The 26,593-nt window shown below is 66.7% G+C and carries 26 protein-coding genes, 5 tRNA genes and 2 pseudogenes; 9 read left to right on the forward strand and 24 right to left on the reverse strand.

Translation table 11 applies throughout. The annotated features are described in order from the left end of the window. Nucleotides 1–5 precede the first annotated feature (5 nt). Nucleotides 6–959 carry a TauD/TfdA dioxygenase family protein gene (locus SK095_RS06610; protein WP_320548341.1) on the reverse strand — a complete coding sequence of 318 codons (954 nt, stop codon included), beginning with the start codon at nt 957–959 and terminating at the stop codon, nt 6–8. Nucleotides 960–1,018: 59 nt separating this feature from the next. After that, a complete protein-coding gene (locus SK095_RS06615) occupies nt 1,019–2,380 on the reverse strand; it encodes an LLM class flavin-dependent oxidoreductase (protein WP_320548342.1) in 1,362 nt (453 codons plus the stop codon). Between the two features lie 387 nt (nt 2,381–2,767). Here SK095_RS06615 and SK095_RS06620 point away from each other — a divergent pair, with 387 nt between their 5' ends. From SK095_RS06620 to SK095_RS06635, 4 genes and pseudogenes are all read left to right on the forward strand, one after another. Beyond that, nucleotides 2,768–3,844, forward strand: a complete 1,077-nt coding sequence (locus tag SK095_RS06620; protein ID WP_320548343.1) for an ABC transporter substrate-binding protein — start codon at nt 2,768–2,770, stop codon at nt 3,842–3,844. Between the two features lie 180 nt (nt 3,845–4,024). After that, complete coding sequence (locus SK095_RS06625) at nt 4,025–4,759, forward strand: sulfite exporter TauE/SafE family protein (RefSeq protein ID WP_320548344.1); 735 nt, start codon at nt 4,025–4,027, stop codon at nt 4,757–4,759. 168 nt (nt 4,760–4,927) lie between these two features. Then, nucleotides 4,928–5,035, forward strand: a pseudogene (locus tag SK095_RS06630) (nitrate ABC transporter); the annotation flags it as partial. Nucleotides 5,036–5,306: 271 nt separating this feature from the next. Beyond that, nucleotides 5,307–6,629, forward strand: coding sequence for an OprD family porin (locus tag SK095_RS06635; RefSeq protein WP_320548345.1), 1,323 nt, complete (start codon nt 5,307–5,309; stop codon nt 6,627–6,629). Nucleotides 6,630–6,796: 167 nt separating this feature from the next. On the opposite strand, the gene SK095_RS06640 is transcribed toward SK095_RS06635, so the two are convergent. Then, complete coding sequence (locus SK095_RS06640; RefSeq protein WP_320548346.1) at nt 6,797–7,795, reverse strand: sulfate ABC transporter substrate-binding protein; 999 nt, start codon at nt 7,793–7,795, stop codon at nt 6,797–6,799. 119 nt (nt 7,796–7,914) lie between these two features. Here SK095_RS06640 and SK095_RS06645 point away from each other — a divergent pair. The 3 genes and pseudogenes from SK095_RS06645 to tal form a co-directional block, all read left to right on the forward strand. After that, nucleotides 7,915–8,396: pseudogene (locus SK095_RS06645) on the forward strand (redoxin domain-containing protein); the annotation flags it as partial. Between the two features lie 312 nt (nt 8,397–8,708). Further along, the gene (gene dusA / locus SK095_RS06650; protein ID WP_320548347.1) at nt 8,709–9,713 is read left to right on the forward strand and encodes a tRNA dihydrouridine(20/20a) synthase DusA; all 1,005 of its coding nucleotides are present in this window, start codon (nt 8,709–8,711) and stop codon (nt 9,711–9,713) included. 118 nt (nt 9,714–9,831) lie between these two features. Further along, a complete protein-coding gene (gene tal / locus SK095_RS06655) occupies nt 9,832–10,761 on the forward strand; it encodes a transaldolase (RefSeq protein WP_320548348.1) in 930 nt (309 codons plus the stop codon). A 59-nt stretch (nt 10,762–10,820) separates the two neighbouring features. On the opposite strand, the gene rssC is transcribed toward tal, so the two are convergent. From rssC to SK095_RS06670, 3 genes are all read right to left on the reverse strand, one after another. Continuing rightward, nucleotides 10,821–11,303 (reverse strand): anti-sigma factor antagonist RssC, encoded by a 483-nt coding sequence (gene rssC, locus SK095_RS06660; protein ID WP_136490059.1) that lies wholly within the window; start codon nt 11,301–11,303, stop codon nt 10,821–10,823. Next, a complete protein-coding gene (gene rssB, locus SK095_RS06665) occupies nt 11,300–12,490 on the reverse strand; it encodes a two-component system response regulator RssB (RefSeq protein WP_136490058.1) in 1,191 nt (396 codons plus the stop codon). Before rssB ends, rssC begins: the two co-directional genes overlap by 4 nt. Nucleotides 12,491–12,681: 191 nt before the next feature. Beyond that, nucleotides 12,682–13,383, reverse strand: a complete 702-nt coding sequence (locus SK095_RS06670) for a VacJ family lipoprotein (protein WP_136490057.1) — start codon at nt 13,381–13,383, stop codon at nt 12,682–12,684. Between the two features lie 208 nt (nt 13,384–13,591). On the opposite strand from SK095_RS06670, the gene SK095_RS06675 reads away from it, so the two are divergent. Next, on the forward strand, nt 13,592–13,858 hold the full coding sequence (locus tag SK095_RS06675; RefSeq protein WP_320548349.1) for a DUF4404 family protein: 267 nt from the start codon (nt 13,592–13,594) through the stop codon (nt 13,856–13,858). A 54-nt stretch (nt 13,859–13,912) separates the two neighbouring features. Here the strand turns inward: SK095_RS06675 and queF are convergent, their stop codons facing one another. The 3 genes from queF to SK095_RS06690 all read right to left on the reverse strand — a co-directional run bounded on the left by queF (nt 13,913) and on the right by SK095_RS06690 (nt 16,537). Next, on the reverse strand, nt 13,913–14,743 hold the full coding sequence (queF, locus tag SK095_RS06680; RefSeq protein WP_320548350.1) for an NADPH-dependent 7-cyano-7-deazaguanine reductase QueF: 831 nt from the start codon (nt 14,741–14,743) through the stop codon (nt 13,913–13,915). An 84-nt stretch (nt 14,744–14,827) separates the two neighbouring features. Beyond that, nucleotides 14,828–15,607, reverse strand: coding sequence for an ABC transporter permease (locus SK095_RS06685; protein WP_136490054.1), 780 nt, complete (start codon nt 15,605–15,607; stop codon nt 14,828–14,830). Then, the gene (locus tag SK095_RS06690; protein WP_136490053.1) at nt 15,608–16,537 is read right to left on the reverse strand and encodes an ABC transporter ATP-binding protein; all 930 of its coding nucleotides are present in this window, start codon (nt 16,535–16,537) and stop codon (nt 15,608–15,610) included. Between the two features lie 154 nt (nt 16,538–16,691). On the opposite strand from SK095_RS06690, the gene SK095_RS06695 reads away from it, so the two are divergent. Next, entirely contained in the window at nt 16,692–17,102 is a 411-nt protein-coding gene (locus SK095_RS06695) for a PA2817 family protein (RefSeq protein ID WP_136490052.1), read from the forward strand. 95 nt (nt 17,103–17,197) lie between these two features. Here SK095_RS06695 and SK095_RS06700 read toward each other — a convergent pair. The 15 genes from SK095_RS06700 to SK095_RS06770 all read right to left on the reverse strand — a co-directional run bounded on the left by SK095_RS06700 (nt 17,198) and on the right by SK095_RS06770 (nt 26,592). Further along, nucleotides 17,198–17,273: transfer RNA gene (locus tag SK095_RS06700), tRNA-Gly, on the reverse strand. 67 nt (nt 17,274–17,340) lie between these two features. Then, nucleotides 17,341–17,416 (reverse strand) — tRNA-Gly (locus SK095_RS06705). A 67-nt stretch (nt 17,417–17,483) separates the two neighbouring features. Further along, nucleotides 17,484–17,559, reverse strand: a tRNA-Gly gene (locus tag SK095_RS06710). Nucleotides 17,560–17,626: 67 nt separating this feature from the next. Next, nucleotides 17,627–17,702 (reverse strand) — tRNA-Gly (locus SK095_RS06715). A gap of 5 nt (nt 17,703–17,707) precedes the next feature. Next, a tRNA-Glu gene (locus SK095_RS06720) sits at nt 17,708–17,783 on the reverse strand. A gap of 318 nt (nt 17,784–18,101) precedes the next feature. Beyond that, the gene (locus SK095_RS06725) at nt 18,102–18,374 is read right to left on the reverse strand and encodes a hypothetical protein (RefSeq protein ID WP_320548351.1); all 273 of its coding nucleotides are present in this window, start codon (nt 18,372–18,374) and stop codon (nt 18,102–18,104) included. Between the two features lie 9 nt (nt 18,375–18,383). Further along, nucleotides 18,384–19,259 carry a hypothetical protein gene (locus SK095_RS06730; protein WP_320548352.1) on the reverse strand — a complete coding sequence of 292 codons (876 nt, stop codon included), beginning with the start codon at nt 19,257–19,259 and terminating at the stop codon, nt 18,384–18,386. Between the two features lie 113 nt (nt 19,260–19,372). After that, nucleotides 19,373–19,636 (reverse strand): hypothetical protein, encoded by a 264-nt coding sequence (locus SK095_RS06735; RefSeq protein ID WP_320548353.1) that lies wholly within the window; start codon nt 19,634–19,636, stop codon nt 19,373–19,375. Nucleotides 19,637–19,696: 60 nt separating this feature from the next. Next, nucleotides 19,697–21,850, reverse strand: coding sequence for a hypothetical protein (locus SK095_RS06740; protein ID WP_320548354.1), 2,154 nt, complete (start codon nt 21,848–21,850; stop codon nt 19,697–19,699). Further along, complete coding sequence (locus SK095_RS06745; RefSeq protein WP_320548872.1) at nt 21,843–22,058, reverse strand: hypothetical protein; 216 nt, start codon at nt 22,056–22,058, stop codon at nt 21,843–21,845. Before SK095_RS06745 ends, SK095_RS06740 begins: the two co-directional genes overlap by 8 nt. Nucleotides 22,059–22,066: 8 nt before the next feature. Next, entirely contained in the window at nt 22,067–22,294 is a 228-nt protein-coding gene (locus SK095_RS06750; RefSeq protein ID WP_320548355.1) for a hypothetical protein, read from the reverse strand. A 10-nt stretch (nt 22,295–22,304) separates the two neighbouring features. After that, nucleotides 22,305–23,126 (reverse strand): phage BR0599 family protein, encoded by an 822-nt coding sequence (locus SK095_RS06755; RefSeq protein WP_320548356.1) that lies wholly within the window; start codon nt 23,124–23,126, stop codon nt 22,305–22,307. Next, the gene (locus SK095_RS06760; RefSeq protein WP_320548357.1) at nt 23,123–24,832 is read right to left on the reverse strand and encodes a hypothetical protein; all 1,710 of its coding nucleotides are present in this window, start codon (nt 24,830–24,832) and stop codon (nt 23,123–23,125) included. Before SK095_RS06760 ends, SK095_RS06755 begins: the two co-directional genes overlap by 4 nt. After that, nucleotides 24,833–25,750, reverse strand: coding sequence for a hypothetical protein (locus tag SK095_RS06765; protein ID WP_320548358.1), 918 nt, complete (start codon nt 25,748–25,750; stop codon nt 24,833–24,835). Further along, nucleotides 25,750–26,592: a hypothetical protein gene (locus tag SK095_RS06770; RefSeq protein ID WP_320548359.1), complete on the reverse strand. Its 843-nt coding sequence runs from the start codon at nt 26,590–26,592 to the stop codon at nt 25,750–25,752. The genes SK095_RS06765 and SK095_RS06770 overlap by 1 nt, the downstream gene beginning before the upstream one ends. Nucleotide 26,593: the final 1 nt, after the last annotated feature.

The following is a 26,593-nucleotide window of genomic DNA, read 5'->3' on the forward strand; positions in this document are numbered from 1 at the left end:
TTCCTCTACTCCCGCGTATGCGCCAGCACCGGCCGGCCCTCGATGGCGGTCGACTCACGTCCGTCCGGGCCGACCGGCACCTCGCCGACCAGGGTGACGCGGTACAGCTGGCGGGCGAAGTCGCTGGCATAGATGTCCTCTGGCGGCAGGTGGGCGGTGGCGCGGTTGTCCCAGAACGCCACGTCGCCCGCCTGCCACTTGAAGCGCACCGTGTACTCGGGACGGATGGCGTGCTCGAACAGCAGAGCCAGCAGTTGCTCGCTCTCGCGCAGGCTCAGGCCGACGATGCGCTTGAGGAAGGCCGGGCTGACGAACAGCGCCTTTTCGCCGGTCAGCGGATGCACGCGCACCAGCGGGTGCTCGCTGACCAGCGGGGTCGCCGCCAGCGGGTCGATGAAGCCCTGGCGCGCCACGCTCCCTTCCGGCGGGGTGAAGCGGTGCTCGCCGCGCAGGGTGTCGACGAAGGCGCGCAGGGTCGGCGACAGCCCCTGGTAGGCGGCCACCAGGTTGGTCCACTGGGTGTCGCCGCCGTAAGGCGGGATGTCCACCCCGCGCAGGATCGCCGCCGCCGGCGGGTTGACCGCCGCGGTGACGTCGGTGTGCCAGCCGCTCCATGGCCGCACCAGTCGTTCCTCACTGAAACGGCTGGTGAAACGGTCGCGGCCGACCGAATAGACCTCGGGATGGCCCTCGACGTAGCCGAATACCGGATGGCCGATGGTCAGCTCGCCGAACTGGCGGCCGAGGGCCACCTGCTGGGCGTGGTCGAGGTGCTGGTCGTGGAAGAACAGCACCTTCCAGCGCAGCAGCGCGGCGTGGATCGCCTCGCGCTGCGCGGCGGACAGCGGGCGCTTGAGGTCGACGCCGTCGATGCGTGCGCCGATGTGGATGGACAGCGGGGTGACCGACAGCCCTGCCGCGGAAGGGACTTCGGGGTGACGCAGTTGGCTGGCTGGCATGGGCGGCTCCTGTGCTGGGGCAGCCGCTGGTGCGGCCGCCCGGAGGATGGGAAAGCGCCTCAGCCCGCGGCGCGCTGCTGGCGCTGCACCACGTACTGGTTGTCCGGCCGGGCCAGGCCGAAGTGCTCGCGCAGGGTGCTGCCGCTGTATTCCTCGCGGAACAGACCGCGGCGGCGCAGCTCCGGCACCACCAGCTCGATGAACTCGTCCAGCCCGCCCGGCAGCCAGGGCGCCAGCACGTTGAAGCCGTCGGCGGCGCCGTTCTCGAACCACAGCTGGATCTGGTCGGCGATCTGCTCGGCGCTGCCCACCACCGTCCAGTGGCCGCGGGCGCCGGCGATGCGCAGGTACAGCTCGCGGATGCTCAGCTTCTCGCGCTGGGCCAGCTCCTGCACCAGCGCCTGGCGGCTCTGGTTCTGGTTGGTGACCGCCAGGGGCGGCAGCGGGCCGTCGATGTCGTGGCCGGACAGGTCGGCGCCGATCAGCGCGCTGAGCAGGTTGACGCCGACCCGCGGGTCGATCAGCTCCTGCAGCTCGCGGTACTTGGCCTGCGCCTCCTCCTCGGTGCGGCCGACCACCGGGAAGATGCCCGGCAGGATCTTCAGCTCATCCGGGCTGCGGCCGTACTTGGCCAGGCGTCCCTTCACGTCGGCGTAGAAGGCCTGGGCGCTCTCCAGGGTCTGGTGGGCGGTGAAGATCGCCTCGGCGCTGCGCGCGGCGATCTCCCTGCCCGGCTCGGAGGAGCCGGCCTGCACCAGCACCGGATAGCCCTGCGGCGAGCGCGCCACGTTCAGCGGGCCCTTGACCTTGTAGTACGGGCCCTGGTGGTTGAGCACGTGCAGCTTGGCCGGGTCGAAGAACTGGCCGCTGGCCTTGTCGTGGACGAAGGCATCGTCCTCCCAGCTGTCCCACAGCCCCTGTGCCACGGAGAGGAACTCCTCGGCGCGCCGGTAGCGCTCGCCGTGCTCGGGCAGCGCCTCCTGGTTGAAGTTGAGCGCCTCGGCGGGCGCCGAGGAAGTCACCAGGTTCCAGCCGGCGCGCCCACCGGAAATCCAGTCCAGCGAGGCGAACTTGCGCGCCAGGTGGTAGGGCTCGTTGTAGGTGGTGCTCACCGTGCCGATCAGGCCGATGCGCTCGGTCACTGCGGCAAGCGCCGAAAGCAGGGTGAACGGCTCCAGGCGGGTGCCGCGGGCGGTCAGCGCCAGCTCCTCCAGGCTGCTGCCGCCGTTGCCCGAGGCCGCCGCCACCGAATCGGAGACGAACACCGCGTCGAACTTGGCCGCCTCGGCGGCCTTGGCCACCCGCACGTACTCGGCGAAGTCGTGGTTGGCGTGCTCGGGCACGTCGGCGCGCCGCCAGGCGGCGATGTGGTGGCCGGTGGGCAGGATGAAGGCGTTCAGGGCTAGTTGGCGCTGACTCATGGGGATTCCTCTTGGCAGATCGGGCGGCTTGCCTGCCGCCTCGTGGTTGACTCAGCCCTTTGCAGCCGCCATGCCAACGTCCACCAAGCCTTGCCGCCCGCCACTCTCCCCGCCCAAGCGCGCCAGCCCATCCGGTGCAACTGTCGTTTTTTCGGCAAAGCGCTGCAGGACTGTGGCGTATCCCGCAGCACCTTCCGCGTCCGGACTCGGCGTTTCACACATACGCCAGCGGCTGCTCCGCCCGTCAGACCACACCTTGGCTGGCGACGGCTGCCGCGCATATACATATGCATTTTTATTTTCAAAAAAGGCACATCAATTGCTTTTCCGTATTTAACGGGCAGCCCGCCTGCTCCAGCCCTGTGTGCCTCTGAAAAGGAAATTGCGATGAAGAAGAAACTGTTGGCCGCCACGTTGTTCGGCCTGCTGAGCGGCAGCCTGTTGCCGAGCACGGCCCTGCTGGCCGCTGAAGAACCCACGGTCATCCGCTTCGGCGTAGCCCAGGTCGGCAAGGGCGGCGTGCCCTACTCCAACGGCGGTATCGCCGGCCTGGCCGACCAGCGCAAGGCCATCCAGAAGGAACTCGAAGGCCACGACATCAAGGTCGAATGGCACTACTTCAAGGGCGCCGGCCCGGCGGTCAACGAGGCGCTGGCCAACCAGCAGCTGGACTTCGCCACCCAGGGCGACCTGCCGGCGGTGGTCGGCAAGGCCGGCGGCCTGGATACCCGGCTGATCGCCACCGACAGCCTGCTCAGCTCCACCTATCTGGTGGTCCCCGCCGACTCGCCGGTCAAGACCCTGGCCGATCTCAAGGGCAAGAAGGTGGCGCTGTTCAAGGGCACCAACCTGCACCTGGCGATCCTCCGCGCCCTGCAGCACGAGGGTTTCCGCGAGCGTGACTTCCGCCACGTCAACATGGACTTCGCCACCATGTCCGCCGCGCTGGCCTCCAAGGACATCGACGGCGCCTGGTTCCACCAGACGGCCTTCGACCTGCAGGCCTCCGGGGTCGGCCGGATCATCTACGACTCCCGCGCCGCCGACGCCAAGCTGACCCGCCAAGCCCACGTACTGGTGCGCGGCGAGTTCGAGCGCCAGCACCCGGAGCTGGTGCAGAAGGTGGCCGACGCGCTGGTCAAGACCGCCGCCTGGGCCACCCAGGATGGCAACCAGGACGCGGTCTACAAGCTGTGGGCCAACTCCGGCACCGCCGAGTCCTCGCTGCGCGCCGAGCAGGAGGGCCAGTCGTTCGCTCGCCGCTACTCGCCACGCATCGACCAGTTCTTCATCGACCGTTACCGCACCACGGTCAAGGAATCCAAGGAACTCGGCCTGATCCGCAACGACGTCGACGTCGAGCAGTGGGTCGAGCCCAAGTACGTCGAGCGCGCCATCGAACGGCTCGGCCTGCAGGCGCTGTGGCCGCTGTACGACGCCGACAACCGCGTGGTCAGTCGCTGATTCCCCGCCCCCAGCGCAGGTGAGCATACCTGCGCCCCCTTCACAACCACGCTCTGGAGAACCGCCCGGGCCATCGCCCGGAGGTCCCGGAGCGTTTGTCATTCCTCCGCCCCTCGCGGCGATTACCTGCGCAGCCGGCGGCAACGGCCGGCCTACTGCGTTCACGGAGACCACAACAACATGCTTACCGAAGCGATCATCGTGGCCGGCGCCTTGAGCGGCGGCGTCGTCACCGGCCTGGCCGGCTTCGGCACCGCCCTGACCGCCCTGGGGTTCTGGCTGTATGTCGTGGACCCCGCCATTGCCGCCGCGCTGGTGGTGATCTGCTCGGTGGTCGGCCAGCTGCAATCGCTGTGCAGGGTGCGCCGTGCCGTCAGCTGGACGCTGGCCTGGCCGTTCCTGCTCGGCGGCCTGCTGGGCGTGCCCGCCGGTGTGCTGGCGCTGAAGATCATCGATGCGCAGACGCTCAAGTCCGCCCTCGGCCTCTTCCTGGTCGGCTATACCGGCCTGATGCTCACCCTGCGCCAGTTGCCAACCGTGAGCCACTGGGGCGGCCGGCTGGCCGACGGCCTGGTCGGCACCAGCGGCGGCGTGCTGGGCGGCATCGCCGGCCTGTCGGGCGTGCTGATGAGCATCTGGTGCGGCCTGCGCGGCTGGAGCGCCGACCGCCAGCGCGGGATCTATCAGCCCTACAACCTGATCGTGCTGAGCATCGCCCTGGGTATCTACGCCAGCCAGGGCCTGCTGACGCCGCGTGTCTGGGAACTGAGCCTGCTCTGCCTGCCCGCGACCTTGCTGGGCACTAGGCTGGGCCTGCGCCTGTACGGTCGGGTCAACGACCAGCAGTTCCGCTATCTGGTGCTGTGGCTGCTGCTGGCCTCGGGGCTGGTGCTCAGCCTGTCCAGCCTCGCCTGAATCACCACTGTGGCCTTTTCCACAGATCGTCCGCAGCGCTGTGCGATCCCTCTCCGAGGCCCTGCCCGCCTCGCCGCTTGCCTGCGCAGCGGCTCCTGCAACAGCAGAGGCGAAGCGCTGCAGCTGGGCGCCTCCCGGCTTGTTTAGAAGGAGCTGGAAGCCGATGGCATCAAGGTCGAGTGGGCCTACTTCAAGGGCGCCGGCCCGGCATTCAACGAGGCGCTGGACAACAAGCCGCTCGACTTCGCCTGGCAGGGCGACCTGCCTGCCGCGGTTCTGACCGAAAGCAGGCAGTGTGCGACAAATGCGCTGCCGGCCTGCCTGAGTGTCTGGATCGGCTCTTTCCGGTGCTTGCAACACGAGTGACATGCTGCATGTCATATTCCAGGATAGAATTTAAAAATAATTAATTATTCTTTTTTGATTTATAAATCCTGTCATACCCTCTCCGCCTGACATATAGCGGTCATCTTGCCGTGCGCCCCCCCGACGGGAAGCACGCCAAAACCCGCCGCTGTGCAGCCATGTACTCACGGAGAATCACGCAATGAACAAGTCCCCCCTGGCCCTCGCGGTCATCGCCGGCACCCTGGCTCTGACCAGCACCGCCCAGGCCGCCTTTGTCGAAGACAGCAAGGCCAGCCTGACCCTGCGCAACTTCTATTACGACCGCAACGACAAGAACACCGCCAACAACAACAGCGAGGCCAGCGAGTGGGGCCAGGGCTTCATCTTCAACTATGCCTCCGGCTACACCGAAGGCACCGTGGGCTTCGGCGTCGACGCCGTGGGCCTGCTCGGCGTCAAGCTGGACTCCGGTGGCCGTGATAACAAGGCCGGGCGCGATCGCCGTCCGGGGCAGCTGTTCCCCCTTGAGAGTGACGGCAGCGCGGTGGACGAGTACAGCAAGGCCGGCCTGACCGCCAAGGCCAAGGTGTCCAACACCGAACTGCGCCTCGGCACCCTGCAGCCCAAGCTGCCGGTGGTGAACTTCAACGACGGTCGCCTGCTGCCGCAACTGTTCGAGGGCGGCCAGATCACCTCCGGCGAGATCGACGGTCTGACCCTGACCGCCGGCCAGCTGGAGCATGCGAAAGGCCGCAGCTCCACCGACAGCACCGGCCTGCGCATTGCCGGCGCCACCAACGACGCCGACTCGAACAAGTTCTACTACGCCGGCGGCGACTACAAGCTGACCAAGGATCTGACCGCGCAGTACTACTTCGGCAATCTCGAGAACTTCTACGATCAGCACTTCCTCGGCCTGGTGCACAATTGGGCACTACCGGTCGGTGCGCTGAAGACCGACCTGCGCTACTTCGACAGCAGCTCCGACGGCAAGAACGCCAGCACCGCCGGGCGCCTGGATGGCTATAGCAGCAACGGTTTCTGGAAGGCCGGCGACGCCAACCGCGGTGAGGTCGACAACCAGACCTGGAGCGCCCTGTTCACCTACACCCTGGGCGGACATGCGCTGAGCGCGGGCTACCAGCAGGTCGACGGCAACAGCGACTTCCCGTTCCTCAACCAGGGCGACGGCTCCTCCAGCTACCTGATCACCGACGTGCAGATCAACAAGTTCGCCAGCGCCGGCGAGCGCACCTGGCTGGCCGGTTACGCCTACGACTTCGCCAAGCTCGGCGTCCCGGGCCTCAAGGCCAGCGCGTTGTACCTGAGCGGCGACAACATCGACGCGGCCAGCGGTGACAACAAGGAGTGGGAACGCGACCTGCGCCTCGACTACGTCCTGCAGGACGGCGCACTCAAGGGCCTGGGCTTCACCTGGCGCAACGCCTCGCTGCGCGGCAACGACAGCACCGACCTCGACGAGAATCGCCTGATCGTCAGCTACACCCTGCCGCTGCTGTAATGCGCTTGCGGGCGGCAGGCAACTGCCGCCCCGTCGCACACCGAAAGCCCTGCGAGCGCTGCCGCAGGGCTTTTTATCGTGCCCGGGAAGCAGGGCTCCACCCGGCCATGCAGACAACAAAAAGCCCGGCCGGGTGACCCCGCCGGGCTGCTTGCCTTGCTGCTGCCTTACTGCGCGCCGTAGGCCTGGTCGAACACGCCACCATCGTTGAAGTGGATCTTCTGGATCTGCGGCCACTCGCCGAAGGTCTGCACCGCATCGAGCAGCTCGACCTGCGGGAAACGGTCGGCGAACTCCTTGAGGATCGCCGGGTTGCGCGGGCGCAGGTAGTTGGCGGCGGCGATGCGCTGGCCTTCGTCCGACCACAGGTACTTCAGGTAGGCCTCGGCCTCGGCGCGGGTGCCCTTCCTGTCGACCACCTTGTCGACCACCGCCACCGGCGGCTCGGCCTGCACCGACACGCTCGGGTAGACCACCTCGAACTCGCCGCGACCGAACTCGCGGGCGATCATCTCCGCCTCGTTCTCGAAGGTCACCAGCACGTCGCCAATCTGGTTCTGCATGAAGGTGGTGGTCGCCGCGCGGCCGCCGGTATCCAGCACCGGCGCCTGCTTGAACAGCTTGCCGACGAAATCGCGCGCCGCGGCCTCGTCGCCGCCCTTCTTGAGCACATAGCCCCAGGCCGACAGATAGGTGTAGCGGCCGTTGCCCGAGGTCTTCGGGTTGGGCACCACTACCTCGACGCCGTCCTTGAGCAGGTCCGGCCAGTCCTGCAGGCCCTTGGGGTTGCCCTTGCGGACGATGAACACGGTGGCCGAGGTGAAGGGTGCGCTGTGGTCCGGCAAACGTGCGGCCCAGTCCTGCGGCAGCAGCTGGCCGTGGTCGTGCAGGGCGTTGATGTCGGTGGCCATGTTCATGGTGATCACGTCGGCAGGCAGGCCGTCGATCACCGCGCGCGCCTGCTTGCTGGAGCCGCCATGGGACATCTGGATCTGCAGCGGCGGGTTGCCCGCAGCCTGCCAGTGCTTCTGGAAGGCGACGTTGTACTCCTTGTAGAAGTCGCGCATCACGTCGTAGGAGACGTTGAGCAGGCTGGCGGCCTGGGCGGCGCCGGAGGCCAGCGCCACGCTGGCCGCCAGCAGGGAAGAAGTAAGCAGTCGCTTCATCGGGCAATCCCTGGAGTCTGGACACAAGAAAGCTGGACTATAGGAAATCCCTTTTATTCCATAAAAGAATATTTGGTTACTGAGATAGTCATTTCGAGAATAAACAGAGCGAGCACTGAGCCAAGCTCAAGCACGAATTCGCCCAGCGCGGTGTCAAGGCCATCGCCCTGTCGGTCGACCCGGCGGACTCGCATCTGAAGTGGATCGAGGACATCGAGGAGACCCAGGACACCCAGGTCAATTTCCCGATCCTCGCCGACGCCGACCGCAAAGTGTCCGACCTCTACGACCTGATACACCCGAATGCCAGCGACACCCTAACAGTGCGCTCGCTGTTCATCATCGACCCGGGCAAGAAGGTGCGCCTGATCATCACCTACCCGGCCAGCACCAGGCGCGACTTCCACGAGGTCCTGCGGGTGATCGATTCGCTGCAGCTGACCGACAACCACAAGGTTGCTACCCCGGCCAACTGGCAGGACGGCGACGAGGGGGTGATCGTGCCCTCGCTCAAGGACGAGGAAGAGATCCGCCAGCGCTCCCGAAATGCTACCGCGCGGTCAAGCCCTATCTGCGCCTGACCCCGCAGCCGAACCGCTGAGTTTCAGCCCTTAAGCCACGCATGGGGTTTGGGGCCTGCTTGGCTGAGCAGCCCCCTCTTTTCCGCCCCGCCCATACGGGAAGGGGCAGTAAAAGTCCTCACTCGTCCGCCAACGGACCACTAAACTGCGCGGTGTACATCACAGAGCCGTCCTTGTTCTTCCGGGTACGGATGGTGGCCATGGTGGTAAGCACTTGAGGTCGGTGGTAAATCTGATTTTCGAGGTGGTAATTTTTACCACCGATCTTTGAAATTTGAAAAATGCCCGGAAACACCCGAAAAAACCCGGAAACGCGCACCACTGAGACCCCGATGAAATCAAGCTCTAACCCAGTAACCACGCGCCCCGAGCCGTCCCGCCGCTTTTCCGTTGCGCCGATGATGGACTGGACCGACCGCCACTGCCGCTACTTCCTGCGCCTGCTCTCCCGGAACACTCTGCTCTACACCGAGATGGTCACCACTGGCGCGCTGCTGCATGGTGATCGCCAGCGCTTCCTCGGCTACGACCAGAGCGAGCATCCACTGGCGCTGCAGCTCGGCGGCAGCGTGCCGGTCGAGCTGGCGGCCTGTGCCAGGCTGGCCGAGGAATGGGGCTACGACGAGGTGAACCTCAACGTCGGCTGCCCGAGCGACCGGGTGCAGCACAACATGATCGGCGCCTGCCTGATGGGCCATCCGGCGCTGGTCGCCGACTGCGTGAAGGCCATGCTGGATGCGGTGAGCATCCCGGTGACGGTCAAGCACCGCATCGGCATCAACGGCCGCGACAGCTATGCCGAGCTGTGCGATTTCGTCGGCCAGGTGGCCGAGGCCGGCTGCCGCAGCTTCACCGTGCATGCGCGCATCGCCATCCTCGAGGGCCTGTCGCCCAAGGAGAACCGCGAGGTGCCGCCGCTGCGCTACGAAGTGGCGGCGCAGCTCAAGCGCGACTTCCCCGACCTGGAGTTCGTCCTCAACGGCGGGATCAAGACGCTGGAGGAGTGCCAGACCCATCTGCAGACCTTCGACGGCGTGATGCTCGGCCGCGAGGCCTACCACAACCCCTACCTGCTGGCTCGCGTCGACCAGCAGCTGTTCGGCATCGAACGCCCGGTGCCCAGCCGCGGCGAGGTGCTGCGCCAGCTGCGCCCCTACATCGAGCGGCACATGGCCGCGGGCGGCGCCATGCACCACATCACCCGCCACGTGCTCGGCCTGGCCCAGGGCTTCCCGGGGGCGCGGCGTTTCCGCCAGGTGCTGTCGGTGGACGTGCACAAGAGCGACGATCCGCTCGGGGTCTTCGACCACGCCATCGAATTGCTCGGCAGCCACTGACCAACTGCGCACCGGCGAAAATACGCCTGCGCCTTGCCCGGCGTCACCGAAATGGCGTTGAGCACAGGGGCTCAGCTCGGTTAATGTCGGATGATCTGTAACGACAGGGTTTCGTCTGATGTCATCCAAGCTGGAGCAACTCAAGCAGTACACCACCGTGGTCGCCGATACCGGCGACTTCGACGCCATCGCCCGCCTGCAGCCGGTGGACGCCACCACCAACCCGTCGCTGCTGCTCAAGGCCGCCGCCCTGCCCCGCTACGAGGGTCAGCTCAAGACGGCCATCGCCGGCGCCGGGCAGGACCTGGGCCTGGCCTGCGACCGCTTTGCGGTGGCGGTGGGCAGCGAGATCCTGCAGATCATCCCCGGCCGGGTATCCACCGAGGTGGATTCGCGGCTGTCCTTCGACAGCGCCGCCACCATCGAGCGCGCCAGGCGCCTGATCGGCCTGTACGAGACCGCCGGCATCGGCCGCGAACGAGTGCTGATCAAGGTCGCCTCGACCTGGGAAGGCATCCGCGCCGCCGAGCAGCTCGAGCGCGAGGGCATCCAGACCAACCTGACCCTGCTGTTCTCCTTCGCTCAGGCCCAGGCCTGCGCCGATGCCGGGGTGTTCCTCATCTCGCCCTTCGTCGGCCGCATCTACGACTGGTACAAGAAGGCCGAGGGCCGCGATTTCGTCGGCGCCGAGGATCCCGGCGTGCGCTCGGTGACGCGCATCTACAACTACTACAAGGCCAATGGCTACGCGACCGTGGTGATGGGCGCCAGCTTCCGCAACATCGGCCAGATCGAGCAGCTGGCCGGCTGCGACCGCCTGACCATCAGCCCCGAGCTGATGCAGCAGCTGGCCGACGACCAGGGCGAACTGCCCCGCCATCTCTGCGCCGAGGGCGCCGCAGGCGAAGCCCGCGAGAGCCTCGACGAGCGCGCCTTCCGCTGGAAGATGAACGAGGACGCCATGGCCACCGAGAAGCTGGCCGAGGGCATCCGCCTGTTCGCCCGCGACCAGGAGAAGCTGGAGGCGCTGCTGGCCAGCAAGGCCTGAGTCCCCCTGCAACGAAAAAAGCCGACCTGTTCAGGTCGGCTTTTTCATTCACGGCCGGATCAGTGTCGCTCCAGCGCCGTCACCAGGTCGCGGAAGGCCTCGCGGTTGTGCTCGTTGAGCCCCATGAGGATGCGGTGTGCTTCGAGCACCTTGGCCTTGACCAGCTCCTCGGAAACATCCTGCGCCGGCAGGTCGCTCAGGCAGTCCGGGCAGGGCACCGGGGTACCGAGGATGTTGAACACCTGGTCGAAGCCCATGGACTCGAGCAGGCGGGTGATGTCCGGATTGGTGGTCACCAGCGCCGGCAGCAGGCCGACCTTCTGCCGCGAGAGGATCGACAGCTTGGCCAGCAGGCCGAGGGTGGTGCTGTCGATGCTCGAGGTTTCCGTCAGATCGATGACGATCGACGAGAAATTGCGCGCCCCGAAAATCTTCTCGATGGTCGCATCCAGCGCCGAGCACAGGGTCAGACGCACTTCACCGACAAACTTGAGAACGAAGGTGCCATCCTGCTCGGCAAACTGGATCTTACCCGTACTCATGCAAACTTCCTGCTCAGCACCAGCAAGGCGATATCATCCGGCATCTCGCCGAGGTTGGCCAGCCCGAACACCTGGCGCAGCCCTTCCAGACTGCCGCCGGCCTGGCCGACCATCAGCGGCAGGATGGCTTCCTTGGCCTTGAGCGTGTCGCCCGGCAGCAGATCGAGGATGCCATCGGAGAACAGGGTCAGGCTGAAGCGCTCGGGCAGCTGCAGCTCGCGATCCTCGAAGGTGGCCTCCTCGAACAGGCCGACCGGCAGGCCTCGCCCTTCCAGGTAGCGCGCCTGACCATCGCAGTAGAGCACCGGCAGCGGCAGGTGGCCACCGACGCTGTAGGTCAGGGTGTTGGTGCTTTCGTCGATCACCCCGCCGAGCATGGTCACGTGCTTGCCCAGCTTGCAGTTGATCAAACCGCGGTTGATGTGGCCGAGCACGTCGGAAGGACGGAACTCGGGCAGCGGACGGTTGCGGTGACGGCGCGACTCGTAGAGCAGGCGCGTGGTCATGAACTTGAGCAGCACGGTGACGAAGGCCGAGGAGGCGCCATGCCCGGAGACGTCGGCCAGATAGAAGCCGATCCGCCGTTCATCGACCCGAAAGTAGTCGACGAAGTCGCCGGACAGGTAGAGCGACGGGATGATCTGGTGGGCGAAGTGGAATTCGCCGGCCTCCCAGGGCGTCACCGGCAGCATGTTCATCTGCACGTGGCGCCCGGCGTTCTGGTCCTCCTGGAGAAGACTCAGGCTGGCCTGCAGCTCGCGGTTGGTAGCCTCCAGACGCTCGCGGTAGCGGCGATTCTCCTGGCGCAGGCGCGCGCGGTCGAGCGCGCGGCGCACCGAATGCTCGAGCATGACCAGATCGTCCAGCGGCTTGACCAGATAGTCGGCCGCGCCGCGGCGCAGGGCCTCGAGAGCGTCGCTCATCACCCCGGCGGCGGAAATGACGATGACCGGCACCTCGCAGTCGCGCTCGGCGATCTGGCGGATCATTTCCAGCCCGTCGAGCTGCGGCGTGGCCAGGTCGCATATCACCAGATCGGGGCGCTCGAGTTCGAGCAACTGCAGACCGGCACTGCCAGTGGCAGCCTGCAGTACACAGAATCCGGCATCCTCGAGGTAGCTGTGCAGGCTGGCACGAACCTCGTCGTCGTCATCAATGACCAGCAGCTTGGCACTGATTGTGTGCATGAATCATCCAGGCAAACGGCGCCGCGGGCGGCTCGAAACTCGGTTTGATCACAGCGGCGGCCGGGGCCGCCGATCTATGGCGCGACACTACTCGCATCGGCTGCGGGGTTCAAGCCGGGGGCCGGCTGCCGACATGGCTGCTTGCAGCGGCCCGATGCCGCACGGCGACAGCTCCCGTCAGGCAGCCAGGTTCAGAAGTCGTCCTCGACCTGGCCATCCTGGACCTTGAACTCGCGGTTCTGCAGGTAGGCGTTGCGAATGAACACGTACTTGTCGCCGGTGACGACCTTCTCGGCCGACAGCAGCTCGGCGCGGGTATCCACCACGTCGACGGCACGGGTGGTGTTGCGCGTCGGCACATGGTCGATGGCCCGATAGAACGAGTGCAGGCTGTCCACCGCCAGCCCGGAAGCATCGCGCGGCGAGCTCGGGCCGAAGAACGGCAGCACCAGATAGGGGCCGGAGGAAACGCCCCAGGCACCCAGGGTCTGGCCGAAGTCCTCGTCGTTGCGCAGCAGGCCGGCGTGGCGGGCCACGTCGAAGAAGCCACCCACGCCGACGGTGGTATTGATCAGGAAACGCGCGGTGTCGACACCAGCAGCGTGGAACTTGCCCTGCAGGCTGTTGTTGGCGAAGTTGCCGACCTCGCCGAGGTTGGCGAACACGTTGCCGATACCGTCCTCGAGAAACTGCGGCGTCACGGCCTGGTAGCCCCGCGCCAGCGGCTTGAGCGCCCAGATGTCGAGGGTATCGTTGAACACGAAGACCGGGCGGTTGAAAGCCTCCCAGGGATCTTCCTCGCTGGCCTGGGTGACGGCAGGCAGCAGCGCCAGGCCGGCCACAGCCAGCAGACCGGCCGAACGACTCAGCCAACGAGCGCAACGATCGCGCATGTACCTTCTCCTCGTGCTTCCACACGACCAGCCCTCTTGGCCGGCCACTTACTATCCGCGCAGTATACGCCTGCCGCGATTTCTTGCAGCCACTGCCGACCCGCGGCGCTTGACGCCGATCACCCACGAGCTCGCGCGGTGGGTTAGTCTTGAAAACACGGGGGCGGCCGCAGTGTCGCCACCCCTCCACCGCAAAAGGAACCACGTCATGCCCGCACGCCAACTCCAGCAGCAACTGCAAGACCTGCGCGACCATCTGGCCGAAGATCCGCCTCTGAACGATGAGGACAGGGCCGCACTGATCGAGCTGATGAGCGAAATCGAAGTGCAGCTGGCTCGCGAGATCGCCAGCGAGCCGGACGCCAGCCTGGTGGACGGGGTCAACCTGGCGGTGGAGCGCTTCGAGGCCAGCCATCCCACCCTGGCCGGCAGCCTGCGCTCGATCCTGCAGACCCTGGCCAACATGGGCATCTGAGCCGGCGACAGGACGACGAGGCCGACTCGTACCGGTCGGCTTTCGCCTGTCCGGCTACTGGCGCACCAGCCGGCGGTTGTCAGGATTGACCGGATGGGTGCTGCGGTAGGGGTTGATGTCCAGGCCGCCGCGGCGTACGTAGCGGGCATGCACGCAGAGATGCTCTGGCGCGAGCAGTGCCTTGAGGTCGAGGTAGATGCGCTCGACGCATTGCTCGTGGAAATCGCCGTGCATGCGCAGCGACACCACGTAGGCCAGCAGCGCGGCGCGATCCAGTGCCGGACCGCGATAGTCGATCACCACCGTGCCCCAATCAGGCTGGCCGGTGACCGGGCAGTTGGACTTGAGCAGGTGGCTGTACAGCGTCTCGCTGACCACCTGCGCACGATCGCAGGCCAGCAGTCCGGCATCCGGCGGGCCGTAGCAGTCGATGGCCACGTCCAGCTCGTCGAGGCATTCGCCGGCGGGGCGTGCCACGCCCTCCTCCGCCACCTCGTCCAGCGTGCGCACGCGCACCGCCACCGATGCGCCGGCCGCCGCCGACAGGTCGCGCGCCAGCACCTCGGCGAGCGCCTCGCGGCTGGCGAAGCGGGTCTGGTTCAGCGAGTTGAGGTACAGCTTGAACGACTTGGACTCGATGATGCAGGGCGAATGGGCGGGAATCGCGAACTCGCCGATGGCCACCAGCGGCTTGCCCCTGTCGTTCAGCCAGGACAGCTCGTAGCAGTTCCACAGGTCGACACCCTGGAACGGCAGCGCCTGCGGGTCGATGCCCAGCTCGCGCCACTTGGGCTCGCGCGGGATGGGGAACAGCAGCTCGGGGGCGTACTCGGCCACGTACTCGGTGGTCTTGCCCAGCGGGGAATGGTGGACGTCTTGCGCCATTGCGAAACTCGACAAACGTAAAAGTGGAAGCCTGACGGCCGCGGGCGGCAAAGGCAAGCCCGCCCGGCGACCATCCGGCCGGAGTCACTGGCGCATGCCCACGCCACGCTTGAGCAGCTGCAGGCTGACCGTGTAGAGGATCGCCGCCGCCAGCAGCATCAGGATGATGGCGGTACCGATGTGGATGTCGGAGACGCCGAGGATGCCGTAGCGGAAGGCGTTGACCATGTGCAGGATCGGGTTGGCCAGCGATACCGTCTGCCAGAACTCGGGCAGCATGTGGATCGAGTAGAACACCCCGCCCAGGTAGGTCAGCGGCGTCAGCACGAAGGTCGGGATGATCGAGATGTCGTCGAAGTTGCGCGCATAGACCGCGTTGATGAACCCGCACAGCGAGAAGATGGTCGCCGCCAGCAGGATCACCGCGAAGGTCACCAGCGCGTGGTGGATCTGCAGGTGGGTGAAGAACAGCGACAGCGCGGTGACGATGGCTGCCACCGCCAGACCGCGCAGCACGCCGCCGATGACGAAGCCGACCAGGATCACGTGCGGCGAGGCCGGCGAGACCATCAGCTCCTCGACGGAGCGGTGGAACTTGGTGCCGAAGAAACTCGACACCACGTTGCCGTAGGAGTTGGTGATCACCGACATCATGATCAGACCGGGAACGATGTACTCCATGTAGGAGAAGCCGTTCATGTCGCCGATCTGCCGGCCGATCAGGTTGCCGAAGATCACGAAGTACAGAACCATGGTGATCGCCGGCGGCAGCAGGGTCTGCGGCCAGATGCGCATGAAGCGGCGCACTTCCTTGCGCACGATGGTTTGCAGCGCCACCCAGTTGGCTTGCAGTTCAACGGACATTCACTGGCCTCCGGCGAGATTCTTGGCCACCAGGGAGACGAACAGCTCCTCCAGGCGGTTGGTCTTGTTGCGCAGGCTGAGCACCTCGATGCCCTGCGCGGCGAGCTGGGCGAACAGCGCGTTCACCCCCTGGCTCTTCTCCACCTGCACCTCGAGGGTCAGCGGGTCGACCAGGCTCACCGGGTAGCCCTCCAGGCGCGGCGCCGCCGGCTGCGGGCTGCGCAGGTCGAGCAGGAAGGTCTCCACGTGCAGCTTCATCAAGAGCTCGCGCATGCTGGTGTGCTCGACGATGCGGCCGTGGTCGATGATGCCGATGTTGCGGCACAGCTGTTCGGCTTCCTCGAGGTAGTGGGTGGTGAGGATGATGGTGATGCCCTGCTGGTTCAGCTCGGTGAGGAAGCTCCACATCGAGCGGCGCAGCTCGATGTCGACCCCGGCGGTGGGCTCGTCGAGGATCAGCAGGCGCGGCTGGTGGATCAGCGCGCGGGCGATCATCAGGCGGCGCTTCATGCCGCCGGAGAGCATGCGCGAGGGCACGTTGCGCTTGTCCCACAGGCCCAGCTCGGTGAGGTACTTCTCCGCGCGCTCGCCGGCGAGACGCGCCGGGATGCCGTAGTAGCCGGCCTGGGCGACGAGGATGTCGAAGGCCTTCTCGAACTGGTTGAAGTTGAACTCCTGGGGCACCACGCCGAGGCAGCGCTTGAGCCCGGAGGGATCGCGGTCGAGGTCATGGCCGAACACCTCGACCGTGCCGCCGGTCTTGTTGACCAGGGTGGAGAGGATGCCGATGGTGGTCGACTTGCCCGCCCCGTTGGGACCGAGCAGGGCGAAGAAGTCGCCTTCGGCGACCTCCAGGTCGATGCCCTTGAGGGCCTGGAAGCCGTTGCCGTAGGTCTTGGTCAACTGGCGGATGGTCAGTGCGGAAGTCATTGAAAGGAGGCACGCGCGACAATTCGAGCGCACTAGATAAGGGCTGGGGAAGGCAAATGCAACCACGGAGCACCGGCGAGCGGGCATTTGCGGGCGCTAATCGCACGAAGGCCAGCTGCTATACTCGCCCGCCGTTCCACTGCCGGATTCTGCCATGGCCACTTCCTATATCGACCATCACCTCGCCCTGCTCGCCCATCTGCGCACCATCCTGGCCGCCCTGGGCGAGGCCGAGCAGGTGCCGGAAGACAATCACGCGCTGTTCCTCGAGCGCTTCGACGAGCTGCTCGCCGAACTGCCGCGCCAGACCGAGGACGCCATCTACCTGGGCCAGGAACTGATGGCCCAGGTGTTCCACCGCTATCCGCAGATCGCCCACCTGGTGCCGCGCGACCTGCTGTGGTTCTTCGGCGGCGACTGCCTGCACTACATGCCCGACGAGGAAATCGAGCTGTACCAGCAACTCGACGAGCGCCGCTTCGCCGCCGAGGAGAATGACGAGCCGTTCGACTGGGAGCGCGAGAAGCAGCTGCTGGCGTTGCCCGACGACAGCCCGCGCCACTGAAGCCGTGCCCGCCTCTCCCCACAAGGGAGAGGCCTGCGCCGGCAAAAAACGCGCACAAAAAAAGACGCCACCCGAAGGTGGCGTCTTTTTCGATTTGGAGCGGGAAACGAGACTCGAACTCGCGACCCCGACCTTGGCAAGGTCGTGCTCTACCAACTGAGCTATTCCCGCAGTGCCTTGACGGCTCCCGGATCTCTCCGGGGTTACGCCGCACTTTCGCGTGGCGCCTGGTGCAAACTGGAGCGGGAAACGAGACTCGAACTCGCGACCCCGACCTTGGCAAGGTCGTGCTCTACCAACTGAGCTATTCCCGCAGTGCCTTGACGGCTCCCGGATCTCTCCGGGGTTACGCTGCGCTTGCGCGCGGCGCCTGGTGCAAACTGGAGCGGGAAACGAGACTCGAACTCGCGACCCCGACCTTGGCAAGGTCGTGCTCTACCAACTGAGCTATTCCCGCATTGCCTTGACGGCTTCCGGATCTCTCCGGAGTTACGCCCCGCTTGCGCGTGGCGCCTGATGCAAACTGGAGCGGGAAACGAGACTCGAACTCGCGACCCCGACCTTGGCAAGGTCGTGCTCTACCAACTGAGCTATTCCCGCAAAAGTGGCGTCCCCTAGGGGACTCGAACCCCTGTTACCGCCGTGAAAGGGCGGTGTCCTAGGCCACTAGACGAAGGGGACGCGGCCTGGAACTTACAACAGCTTTTGACTGCCACACTTTCCAATCCTTCCGGCTTTCCCTCGAATCGGCTTTCGCTTCGTCGTGGGCTTCGCTCCGGAAGTGCGCGCATTCTAGAAAGCGCCTCCCCAGGCGTCAACCCCTGTTTCGAATTTTTTTTCAAATCAATGGCTTGCACACGATTCGCAGCGACTGCGGCGGATCGCGAAGCCGCTTGGCGAACGCGGGCCACATGCTATAATGTAGCGCCGCGCGAAATCTGGCGCAGCCGTGCGAGATAGATGGCGCAATAGAATCCTTCCGCATGCGCCAAATGAATTTCAAATGGCGACTGACGCCAGCGCGCTGATCAACTCGTCCCGACTGGCGAAGCCGAAGCGCCGTATCACCGCCAGATCATCATGGTCCTGCCAGTGCGGTGCGATGTACCCCGCGTCGCCGGGCTGCAGGCTGTGGTCGTAGTCCTCCGGGTACTCGGCGACGTTGCTGCGCACCACGCTGGCCCCCAACAGGCGCTCCAACTGGAGGCGGTAGTCATCACGGCTTACCGCCTTCAGTGCTTCCAGATCATGTGCCGTTTGTACGATTCGCATAGGTCTCTCCTATCGCTCCGCGCTCAGGCGCAGATGATCCGCCACGCCGCGCCCGCCGATGAAGTTGACCGAGTAGCTGGGCGAGTAGCTCCAGGCCGCCGCGCGCGAGCCCGAGTCGGCGCCGGCGTTCCAGTTGGCGCCGAGCAGGACGGCACGAGTGGTGCCGGTGTAGACCGAGCCGCGGCCACTGGTGATGGCCTGCCAACTGGTCGCCACGGTCTCGCCGGTCACGCCCTGGATATCGGCACCCCAGACCCACAGGTTGCCGGTGGCCTGCTCGACGCCCCACTTGCTGCGGCGTGGCGCGTCGTTCTTTGTGGTGACCGGATCGGCGCCGACCGAAGCCGCTTCAGTGACGCCGAAGGCCAGCATCGAGAATTCCGCCCAGCTTGGCGCGCGCTTGCCGTGGCTCTGCAGCACGTCCTGGGCGACGAACCAGGTGAAGTTGCCGTAGGCGGTAGAACCGTCGCCGTTGTAGGCCGCCGGGATCTTCGGCGGACTGCTGCCGTCGGCGATGGTCGCGCCGGCGCGGCTGGTGCCATCGACGTGGTGGTTGACGCCGAGCAGGTAGATGTCAGCCCAGAACATGCCGTTGATGCAGACCATGCCGCGGGGGTCTGGACACTGCGGGCGCCAGTGCTGATCCCACAGACTGTACTGCAGGATCTCCCCGGTCAGCGCGACATGGAAGCCGCCGAGCAGGCGCGTGGTGCCGACTGGCTCGCCCGCCGGCGAGGTGAAGTCGGCGCTGGCCAGCAGGCGACCATCGCGGGTGCCGTAGATGGCGTAATCGGTGCCCGCCACCAGCGCCGGCAGGCTGACCAGCGCCCCCGCCGGCCAGGCCAGCAGGCGCCCTGCCACCTCGACGTTGATGACTTGCGACACGGAAACCACGTTGCCAGCCACGGACCAGGCCGGGGCATGGCCATCGCGCTTGCTGAAAGTGCGCGGCGCCACGTAACGGCGGGCCGCTCCAGGAATGCCTACGGGTCGAATGGTCACGACAGCACCTCCTGCACGAACAGCCGCGAGATCTGGAAAGGCGCCTTGATCCAGACCCCAGGCGAACCGGCGTCAACCTCGACGGAGCGCCCGGCAGCCAAGTAGAAGCCGTCATCGCTCACCGCCGAGGGCTGCTCCGCCGCTTCCTGCAGCAACACCGGGTCGCCCTTGTTCTGCAACAGCATCGCCGTGCCAACAGGAAGTCCCGCGGCGGTATAGGCATTCACCCACTGCTTGGGTTGTACGTAGATATCAGCCATTGCCTTTCTCCTTGAAAATGTGGCGCTTGGCGCCGTTAAAGACTTCGCTTGAGCACTGGATTACTGAGCCAATCGATCAAGCAACAATCGCCACCACTGCCAGCTCTCCAGCCCATCCCTCACCGCCCACAGCTCGACGATCACGCTGCCCTCATAGGTCGTGCTCAGAGTTGCCGTGGTGCCGGCGATGCCGATCTGGCTGACCAACACCGCCTGCGTATCCGCCCGCAGTAACCGAGCCGAGTAGGTCGTGCTCGCCTCCGGGCCGATGTTGCCCATCGCCGTATCGATCAACTGGTCGGCCTGCAGCAGTCTGTCCCGGTGCGCCCAGGTCAGCACCACATCGCCGGTCACGCTGGCCGGGTAGCTCTCGCCGTTGATCCGCAGTTGGCCCGGCGGGTATGGCCGGCCCTGGCGTCCCAGCAGGGTGAGGCTGTCGGTGGCGGCCAGCGCCGGGTCGAGCTGGCCCTGGCTGGTCTGGGTCAGCAGGCGGGCCTGGACGGTGGTGCCAGGGCTGTAGGCGGCGGGATCGAGCGCACCCGCGTCCTCGATAAACCACAGCCGCGTGCCGGCGGCGTGGCTGGCCGGCACTGTGTCGACGCAGCCGCGGCCCAGCGTGCCGCTCAGGGTGGCGTGGTCGAACGAGTCCACCCGCACGATCTCGTCGCCGATCAGCGCAGCGCCGCCTGGCGTGACGAAGTCGAGGTCGCTGCCCGAGGTCAGGGTAAACGCTGTATCGGCCGGGCCGAGCGCGGACACCAGCAAGCCGCTCGGGCAGAAGTCGCCGCCGTCGTCGGCCTCGGTCCACTCGCTGCTGCCTACTCGCACCTGCATCGCGTAGCCCTGCGACAGCGCGGTCGGCTTGACCGCCAGCGCCTGCAGGTAGCAGGCCGTGGGGTCGATCAGTTCCAGGTTGGCCGGATCGGTATCCTGGGCGATGTCGCGGTAGGTTTGTTCGATCAGCCTGCGCACGCCGATGGCCTGCGGCGTGGCGTTCGGCGGCGTCCAGCCCGAGGGTTGCACCGTGGTCATGCTGCTGGCCGGCAGGCCGAACACGTCCTGCACGGCGGTGATGGTGATGGTTGCATCGTCCAGCCTGCCGTCCTCGATGCGTCCGGCGCGCACCACCATGCTCTCGATGCCGCGCTTGAGCGAGCGGATGCGGAACGGCTGGCCCGGCTCGATGCGGTAGCCGCGGCGGTCGAGGCGCACCTTGAAGCGCTTGAGACCGGCCGAGGCAGCGCGCAGCTCGCGAACGGCGACCCTCCCGGCCAGTTCGGCGGTCGGCAGGCCTGCATAGCTCTTGCTCTCGCTGAGCACATGGCCGTCGGCGCGCACGGCACCGAGGTTGCGCTCCCGCCAGCTGCGCGCCTCGTTGCTGACCGGGTCGTGCCACTTGACCACGATCTCGTTCAGCGCGCCGGCGCTGGCACTGTTGTCGTCCTCGTCGACGCCCAGCAGCCCGCTGTCCTCGTCGAACAGCGGCAGGCTGGCAGCGTCGTAGTCGTCGCGGATCAGGGTCAGGTGGAGCAGGCCGTCGAAGCGGCTCAGGTACAGGTTGCCGCCGATGTGGTCGAGCACCTCCTGGATGAAGTCGCTGACCGCATCGCCGCGGTTCCAGCGCAGGCACAGGCCGAAGCCCTCGGCATACAGGGCATCGGCAGCGGCGCGGAAGCTGGCATCGTCCAGCCGCGAGCGATCCATCCCGCCGCCCCAGTCGCGGTTTGTCAGGCACTCGTAGACGATGTGCGCCGGGTTCATGGCGTGGATGGCGCCGGCCGACAGCTCGATCTTGGCCTTGGTCGGATACCAGGCCTCGCCATCCCAGCCGGCCAGCGCGCGCCGCACGCGGAACTTCCACGGCTTGATGTAGGGGTTCATGGCCGAGACCAGACCGTCATAGAACAGCGTCACCACGCCGCGAAAGCCCGGCACGTCGCCACCGAGCATGGCCGCAAGCTTGGCCGGGGCGGTCTGGTTCGGCGCGCCCATCATCACCTCGAGCTGGCCGCTGATACCGCCTTCCTTCTTGTCGCCGCCGAACAGGTCCGGCTTGCTGATCGTGATCGCCTGGCTGGACGTCACGCTGCCGGTCCAGGCCTTCTTGCCGCCGACCTCGATCTCCACCAGCTCGTCGACCGGACCGCGGCCCAGGCCCATGTGGATGCCCATGTAGTACCGATAGCCGATGGTGACGCTCTTCTTGCTACCCATGGCTCACCTCCCGCGCGTGCTCGACCAGATGCACGGCCAGGGCGTCGCCGGTGGCCAACAACACACTGGCCGGGATGCCGCCGGCGCTGACGATGGCAGCCCAGTCCAGCCCGTAACGCTCGCACAGCGCACGGGCGCCGCGGTGGCAGTAGCCCGGCCGCGCGCCCCAGCCGGGCACGCTGTGCAGGTGGTCGAAGGTCACAAACAGGTCGTCCATCACTTGCCGCTCTTGGTCTTGATCGGAGAGGTGCGCTGGTTGCCGTAGCTCAGCGCATGGAAGTCGGCGGTCCAGCAGTCGCCGAAGAACACGCAATGCGGTTCGCCCTCGTCGGTTTTCGGCAGGTCGTCCTCGTCGAGCGCCTGCGGCTTGGGCTTCTCCATCTTCGGCTGGATCAGCGACGTCAGTGCGATGGCCACCACGGCCACCACCAGGTACTGCCACATGCGGACCTCCTCAGAACACGTTGCTGCCGTCCCACGGCGACTTGCCCGCCAGATGCGGGATGCCACCGTAGTTGGCGAGGTTGTCGAAGCGGTTCTTGCAGCTGGCGACGGTCTGCGCGCAGCCCGGGTAGACGCGGATCGCCTGGCTCAGACCAAGGCCGCCGCTGCCGCCGAGCAGGATCAGGGTGCTGCCGCTGTGCGCTTCGATGCCGCGCCGCTCGAACTCGCCGCCGCCGATAGCCCACTCGACCAGGCCGCCGGTGAAGTGGCCGGCCGGGTAGGCGGCGAACGCGCCGTTGCTGATGCTCGCGCCGTCCATGCCCTGCACGGTCGATTCGACCCGGTAGAGGTTCATGTCGACCCCACAGGCCGTCGAGTACAGCGCATGCGGGCAGTTGCGCTCCCAGCCGAGACGCAGGCCCTGCATGTCCATGCGCTCGGTCAGCGGCGAACAGCTGATCTCGCAGCGATCCAGCGCCGGCCACTTCACGCTGCGGATCTCGCCGGACCAGATCACCAGGTAGTCGTCGACGCCGTAGTGGCGGGCGAACACCGTCAGCTGGATCGGCGAACTGGGCGCGGCGCCGCGGTACAGCTGCGCCACCTCCAGATCGGCCGGCGCGGTGAGCTTGAGCAGGTCAGGGCTGCTCTGCCCGGTCTGGCGGATGCCGCCGTCCTTGATGCCGCCGCGCAGGGCCTTGAAGGTCTGCACCTGGTGCACGATGTCGCGGTCGGCGCTGCAGTAGCGCCAGGCCAGCGTGCCGCGGGTGAAGCGGTACAGGCGTACCGGCCTGGCGGCCGCCGCCGAGCGCTCGGTCAGATCGTAGGTCATGGGGTGAACTCCTCGTCGCGCACACCGCGAAACACGGCCTGGCTGCGCGCCACGCCGTCGGCGTCGGTCTCGTGCTTGATGGTCACGCTGTCGCTGTCCAGCCGGCAGAGCACCAGCCAGCTGATGCGCAGCACTTCATCGGGATTGACCGTGCGCCCCAGCGGGCTGTCGATGGCCAGCCGCTCCACGTCCGCCGACAGCTCGGTACTTCCGGTGATGCGCCGATGCAGCACGCTGCCGTCGACCAGCTCGATGCGGATGTCGCGCCGGCCGGCCCTGGCCGAGGCGAAGCGGGTGTAGCCGATGGCATCGACATCGAGGGTGGTGGCCACGTCGCTGACGATCGCCGCCAGGCTCAGGTCGTCAGCATGGGTCGGCAGCCACAGCGCCGCCTGCCGGCCGTTGAGCGCGTAGAGCAGCGAGCGGAACGCCGCCTGCTGTGCACGGCCGTCGAGCAGCCAGCGATGCTGCAGCACCGGGAAGGCCCGGCCGGCGGTGTCGGTCGTCAGCGGCAGGGCCGAGCCGCTGTCCAGCTCGAGCAGCAGGCGCTGGTAGGCGCGGGTCAGGTCCTCGGACTCGTCGGGGCGCTCCTCGAGCACCGGCCAGCCGCGGTACAGGGTGGCCGGCATCGCCGCCGGCCAGTCGCAGGCCTCGACCACCAGGAAGCGCACGTCGAGGCGCTCGGCGCGGTCGGTCAGCCGGTTGCTGGTCGGCTGCTCGAGCAACTGCGCCGGGCGGGCCGGGTACAGCCGCGAGCCTGCCGGCCAGGTCTGTTGCGGGCCGCGCTTGAGGGTCAGGCCGGTCGGCGTGACGTTCAGCACCTCGACCACCTCGACGGCGAAAGCCGACTCGCCGCGCAGCAGGGCCAGGCCGCCGGCGCTGAAGTCGCGCCGGGTCGTGGCGCACGCGATATTTGTCGCGCCGGCCGTTACCGCGACCGGCAGCAGCTGCACATCCGGCCAGATCGGTAGCGCCCAGACCCGTGCGCCCCAGCCGAACAGGCTCAGGTCGAGCAGCTGCCGCTCGCGGCCCTCGACCAGCATCGGCGCCTCGAACTCGCGGCGCGGCGCGAGGCGGATCGCCCTGCGCTGCTCCATGCCCGACTCGCTCTGCAGGATGTCGGTCGCCCAGGTGAGCGTCTCGGTCATCCCGTCGCCCCAGTCGGGGGCGAACGCCCAGGCGATGATGCGGGTGGCGGTGATGCGCAGGCCGGCCGAGTCGCCATTGTCGAACTGCCAGACCAGGCGGGTATCCAGCACCGGCTGGCCGTCGGGGGTGACGCTGACCTGCCACTCGCGCTCCTGCAGCCCGCTGAACAGCAGCGGTGCGGCAGGCTGGCCGGACAGTTCGACGCCCTCGGCCAGGCCGTCGATGGCGGCCAGGGTGCGCGGCTCCAGGTAGGCGTTCCAGAGCCGCACGGCACTGGTCTGGGTCGAGACGACGTTGCCGAGGTCGAACTGCGCCGGGCTGATGTGGATGCGGTTGTAGAAGTCGTCGCGGTGGGCGCGCATCCGCTGGCCTGCCAGCGCGCGGCCGCTGGCCTCCACCGGCCAGTGGGTGGCCAGCACCGCGCCGCCCGGCCAGCGTTGCACCTCGGACTCGTAGGGCTGCTCGACGAAGGCGTGACGGTATAGGTCAGCAGCCCACAGCGGATCTGTGAACCCGCCCTGCGCGCTGCGGGCACGCTGTCCGGTCAGAACGGCCATTTACGGGCCCTCGTAGCGGATGGCCCAGCCGAAGGTGCCGGTGTGATTGATGCCGGCGCCGCCACTCCGAACGGCGGCATTTTTCCGATAGAACGGGAACACCTTCCAGCGGTCGTCGCCGATGGCAATGACCTGACCGGGCTCGTAGTTGTCGACCCGGGTATACCGCGCATGCTCAAGATCTGCGACCAGGCTGATCTTGTTCGCCGACCGCGCCTTGTAGACCCTGATCGGCAACAGCACGGCCTCGCTGTTCCAGCTGTTGGGCAGGATGCCAAGCAGCGTCGCGGCGGGCGCTATACCGAAATCGTTTAGGTTGGCACCGGCCCCCATCTGCCACCCCTGGCCGTCCAGGTCGGAATGCACGAATCCATTGTTGACAGTCGCGTAATTCGACGAGCGCGCCCAGAACGGTGCGGCCGACGTCAGAATCGACCCGGCCCCCGTGCCGGTCAGGCCTATATCAATCGGCGCGGTCTGGGTGCCTCCAGGACTGCCCGCCACCAATTGCGCCGATGTCGCGGCAAACCACATGCCCGTTCCGGACATCCCGTCGACCGTGGACTGACCGAACGCCGCCCACTGGTAGCGGTCCGCTGCGTAGTTGACCACGAGATACACCTCGCCAGGGTGCGCGAAGATCTCGTAAGTGGCCGGAAACTCGATGTCGTAGGTGGGCTGGCCGACCTTCTGGAAAAGCTTGCCGATCCGCACAGCATTGGGGGCGCTACCGGCGGCGGCGCTGGTCCTGCCGAGTAGGGATAGGCCATCCGCAGAAAGCGTGGCGCGCAGATACAACCCGCCTTTGCTCAGGACCTCGGCGCCGGCATCCCAGCTCCAGCCCTCCAGCACGCAGGCATCGATCAGCACCTGGCGCAGCGCCGCCATGTCGTTCGCTGTTCCGGTGTAGTAAGCCATCAGCTGTCGAGCCTCATCGCGTAGTAGTCGGCATGCCCGGTGCGCGCCACGTCCTGGATCACTACGTAGGTGACGCCCTCGATGGTCAGGGTGTTCTCGACGGCGTTGTCGAACCCGGAGATGTAGAAGATGCCGTCCAGCGCGCCCCACAGGTTCGCGCTGTTGTCGTGCAGCTCGATGGGCAGCAGGTGGTACACGCCGCCGGTGTCGCGCAGGTTGGTGGTGCTGCCGGCGATCAGTGCATTGCCCCAGGGATAGCAATGCGGCTGCAGCCAGCCGTCGTTGCTACGCAGCGCCATGTTGGCCCGGTTGCCCTTGTAGGGGATCGAGTGCGCGGTGTCGGAAAACCGCGTGGCGGCCGCGCCCGACAGCATCCCGCCGCACACCACCGGATAGGGGTACTGCGACGGCCGGCCGTAGGGCAGGCATTTGCCGACGTAGGCCGACTCGTAGACCGGCGTCCCCACCTTCATGGCCAGCACGATCCGCTGGCCGTTGAGGGTCAGCCAGTAGTCGATCCGCTGGTTGTGCGCCGGCACGCCGGACAGCCGCGCCCCGGGCTGGGTGTCGAAGCTGTTGCCCGCCACATAGCCGGTGAACACCCCGGCCAGCAGGTTGTAGTAGTCCGCATTGGCATCCTGGTAGGTCCTGAAGCCGACGAAGATCTCCTCCTCGCCGGAGAGGCCGGCGCCCTTGAGGATCAGTTCGCGGTTGGCCGATACATCGTCGTAGCGCAGCACGGTCCAGCCGTTGGCACTGGCGAAGTCGCGGATCACCTGGAGCATCTTGTAGTGGGCGAGCGTGCCGCCCGAGTTGTCGACGTAGCCGATCTGGTGGGGCATA

It is taken from the genome of Pseudomonas sp. AN-1, from assembly GCF_034057115.1.
Lineage (GTDB): Bacteria > Pseudomonadota > Gammaproteobacteria > Pseudomonadales > Pseudomonadaceae > Geopseudomonas.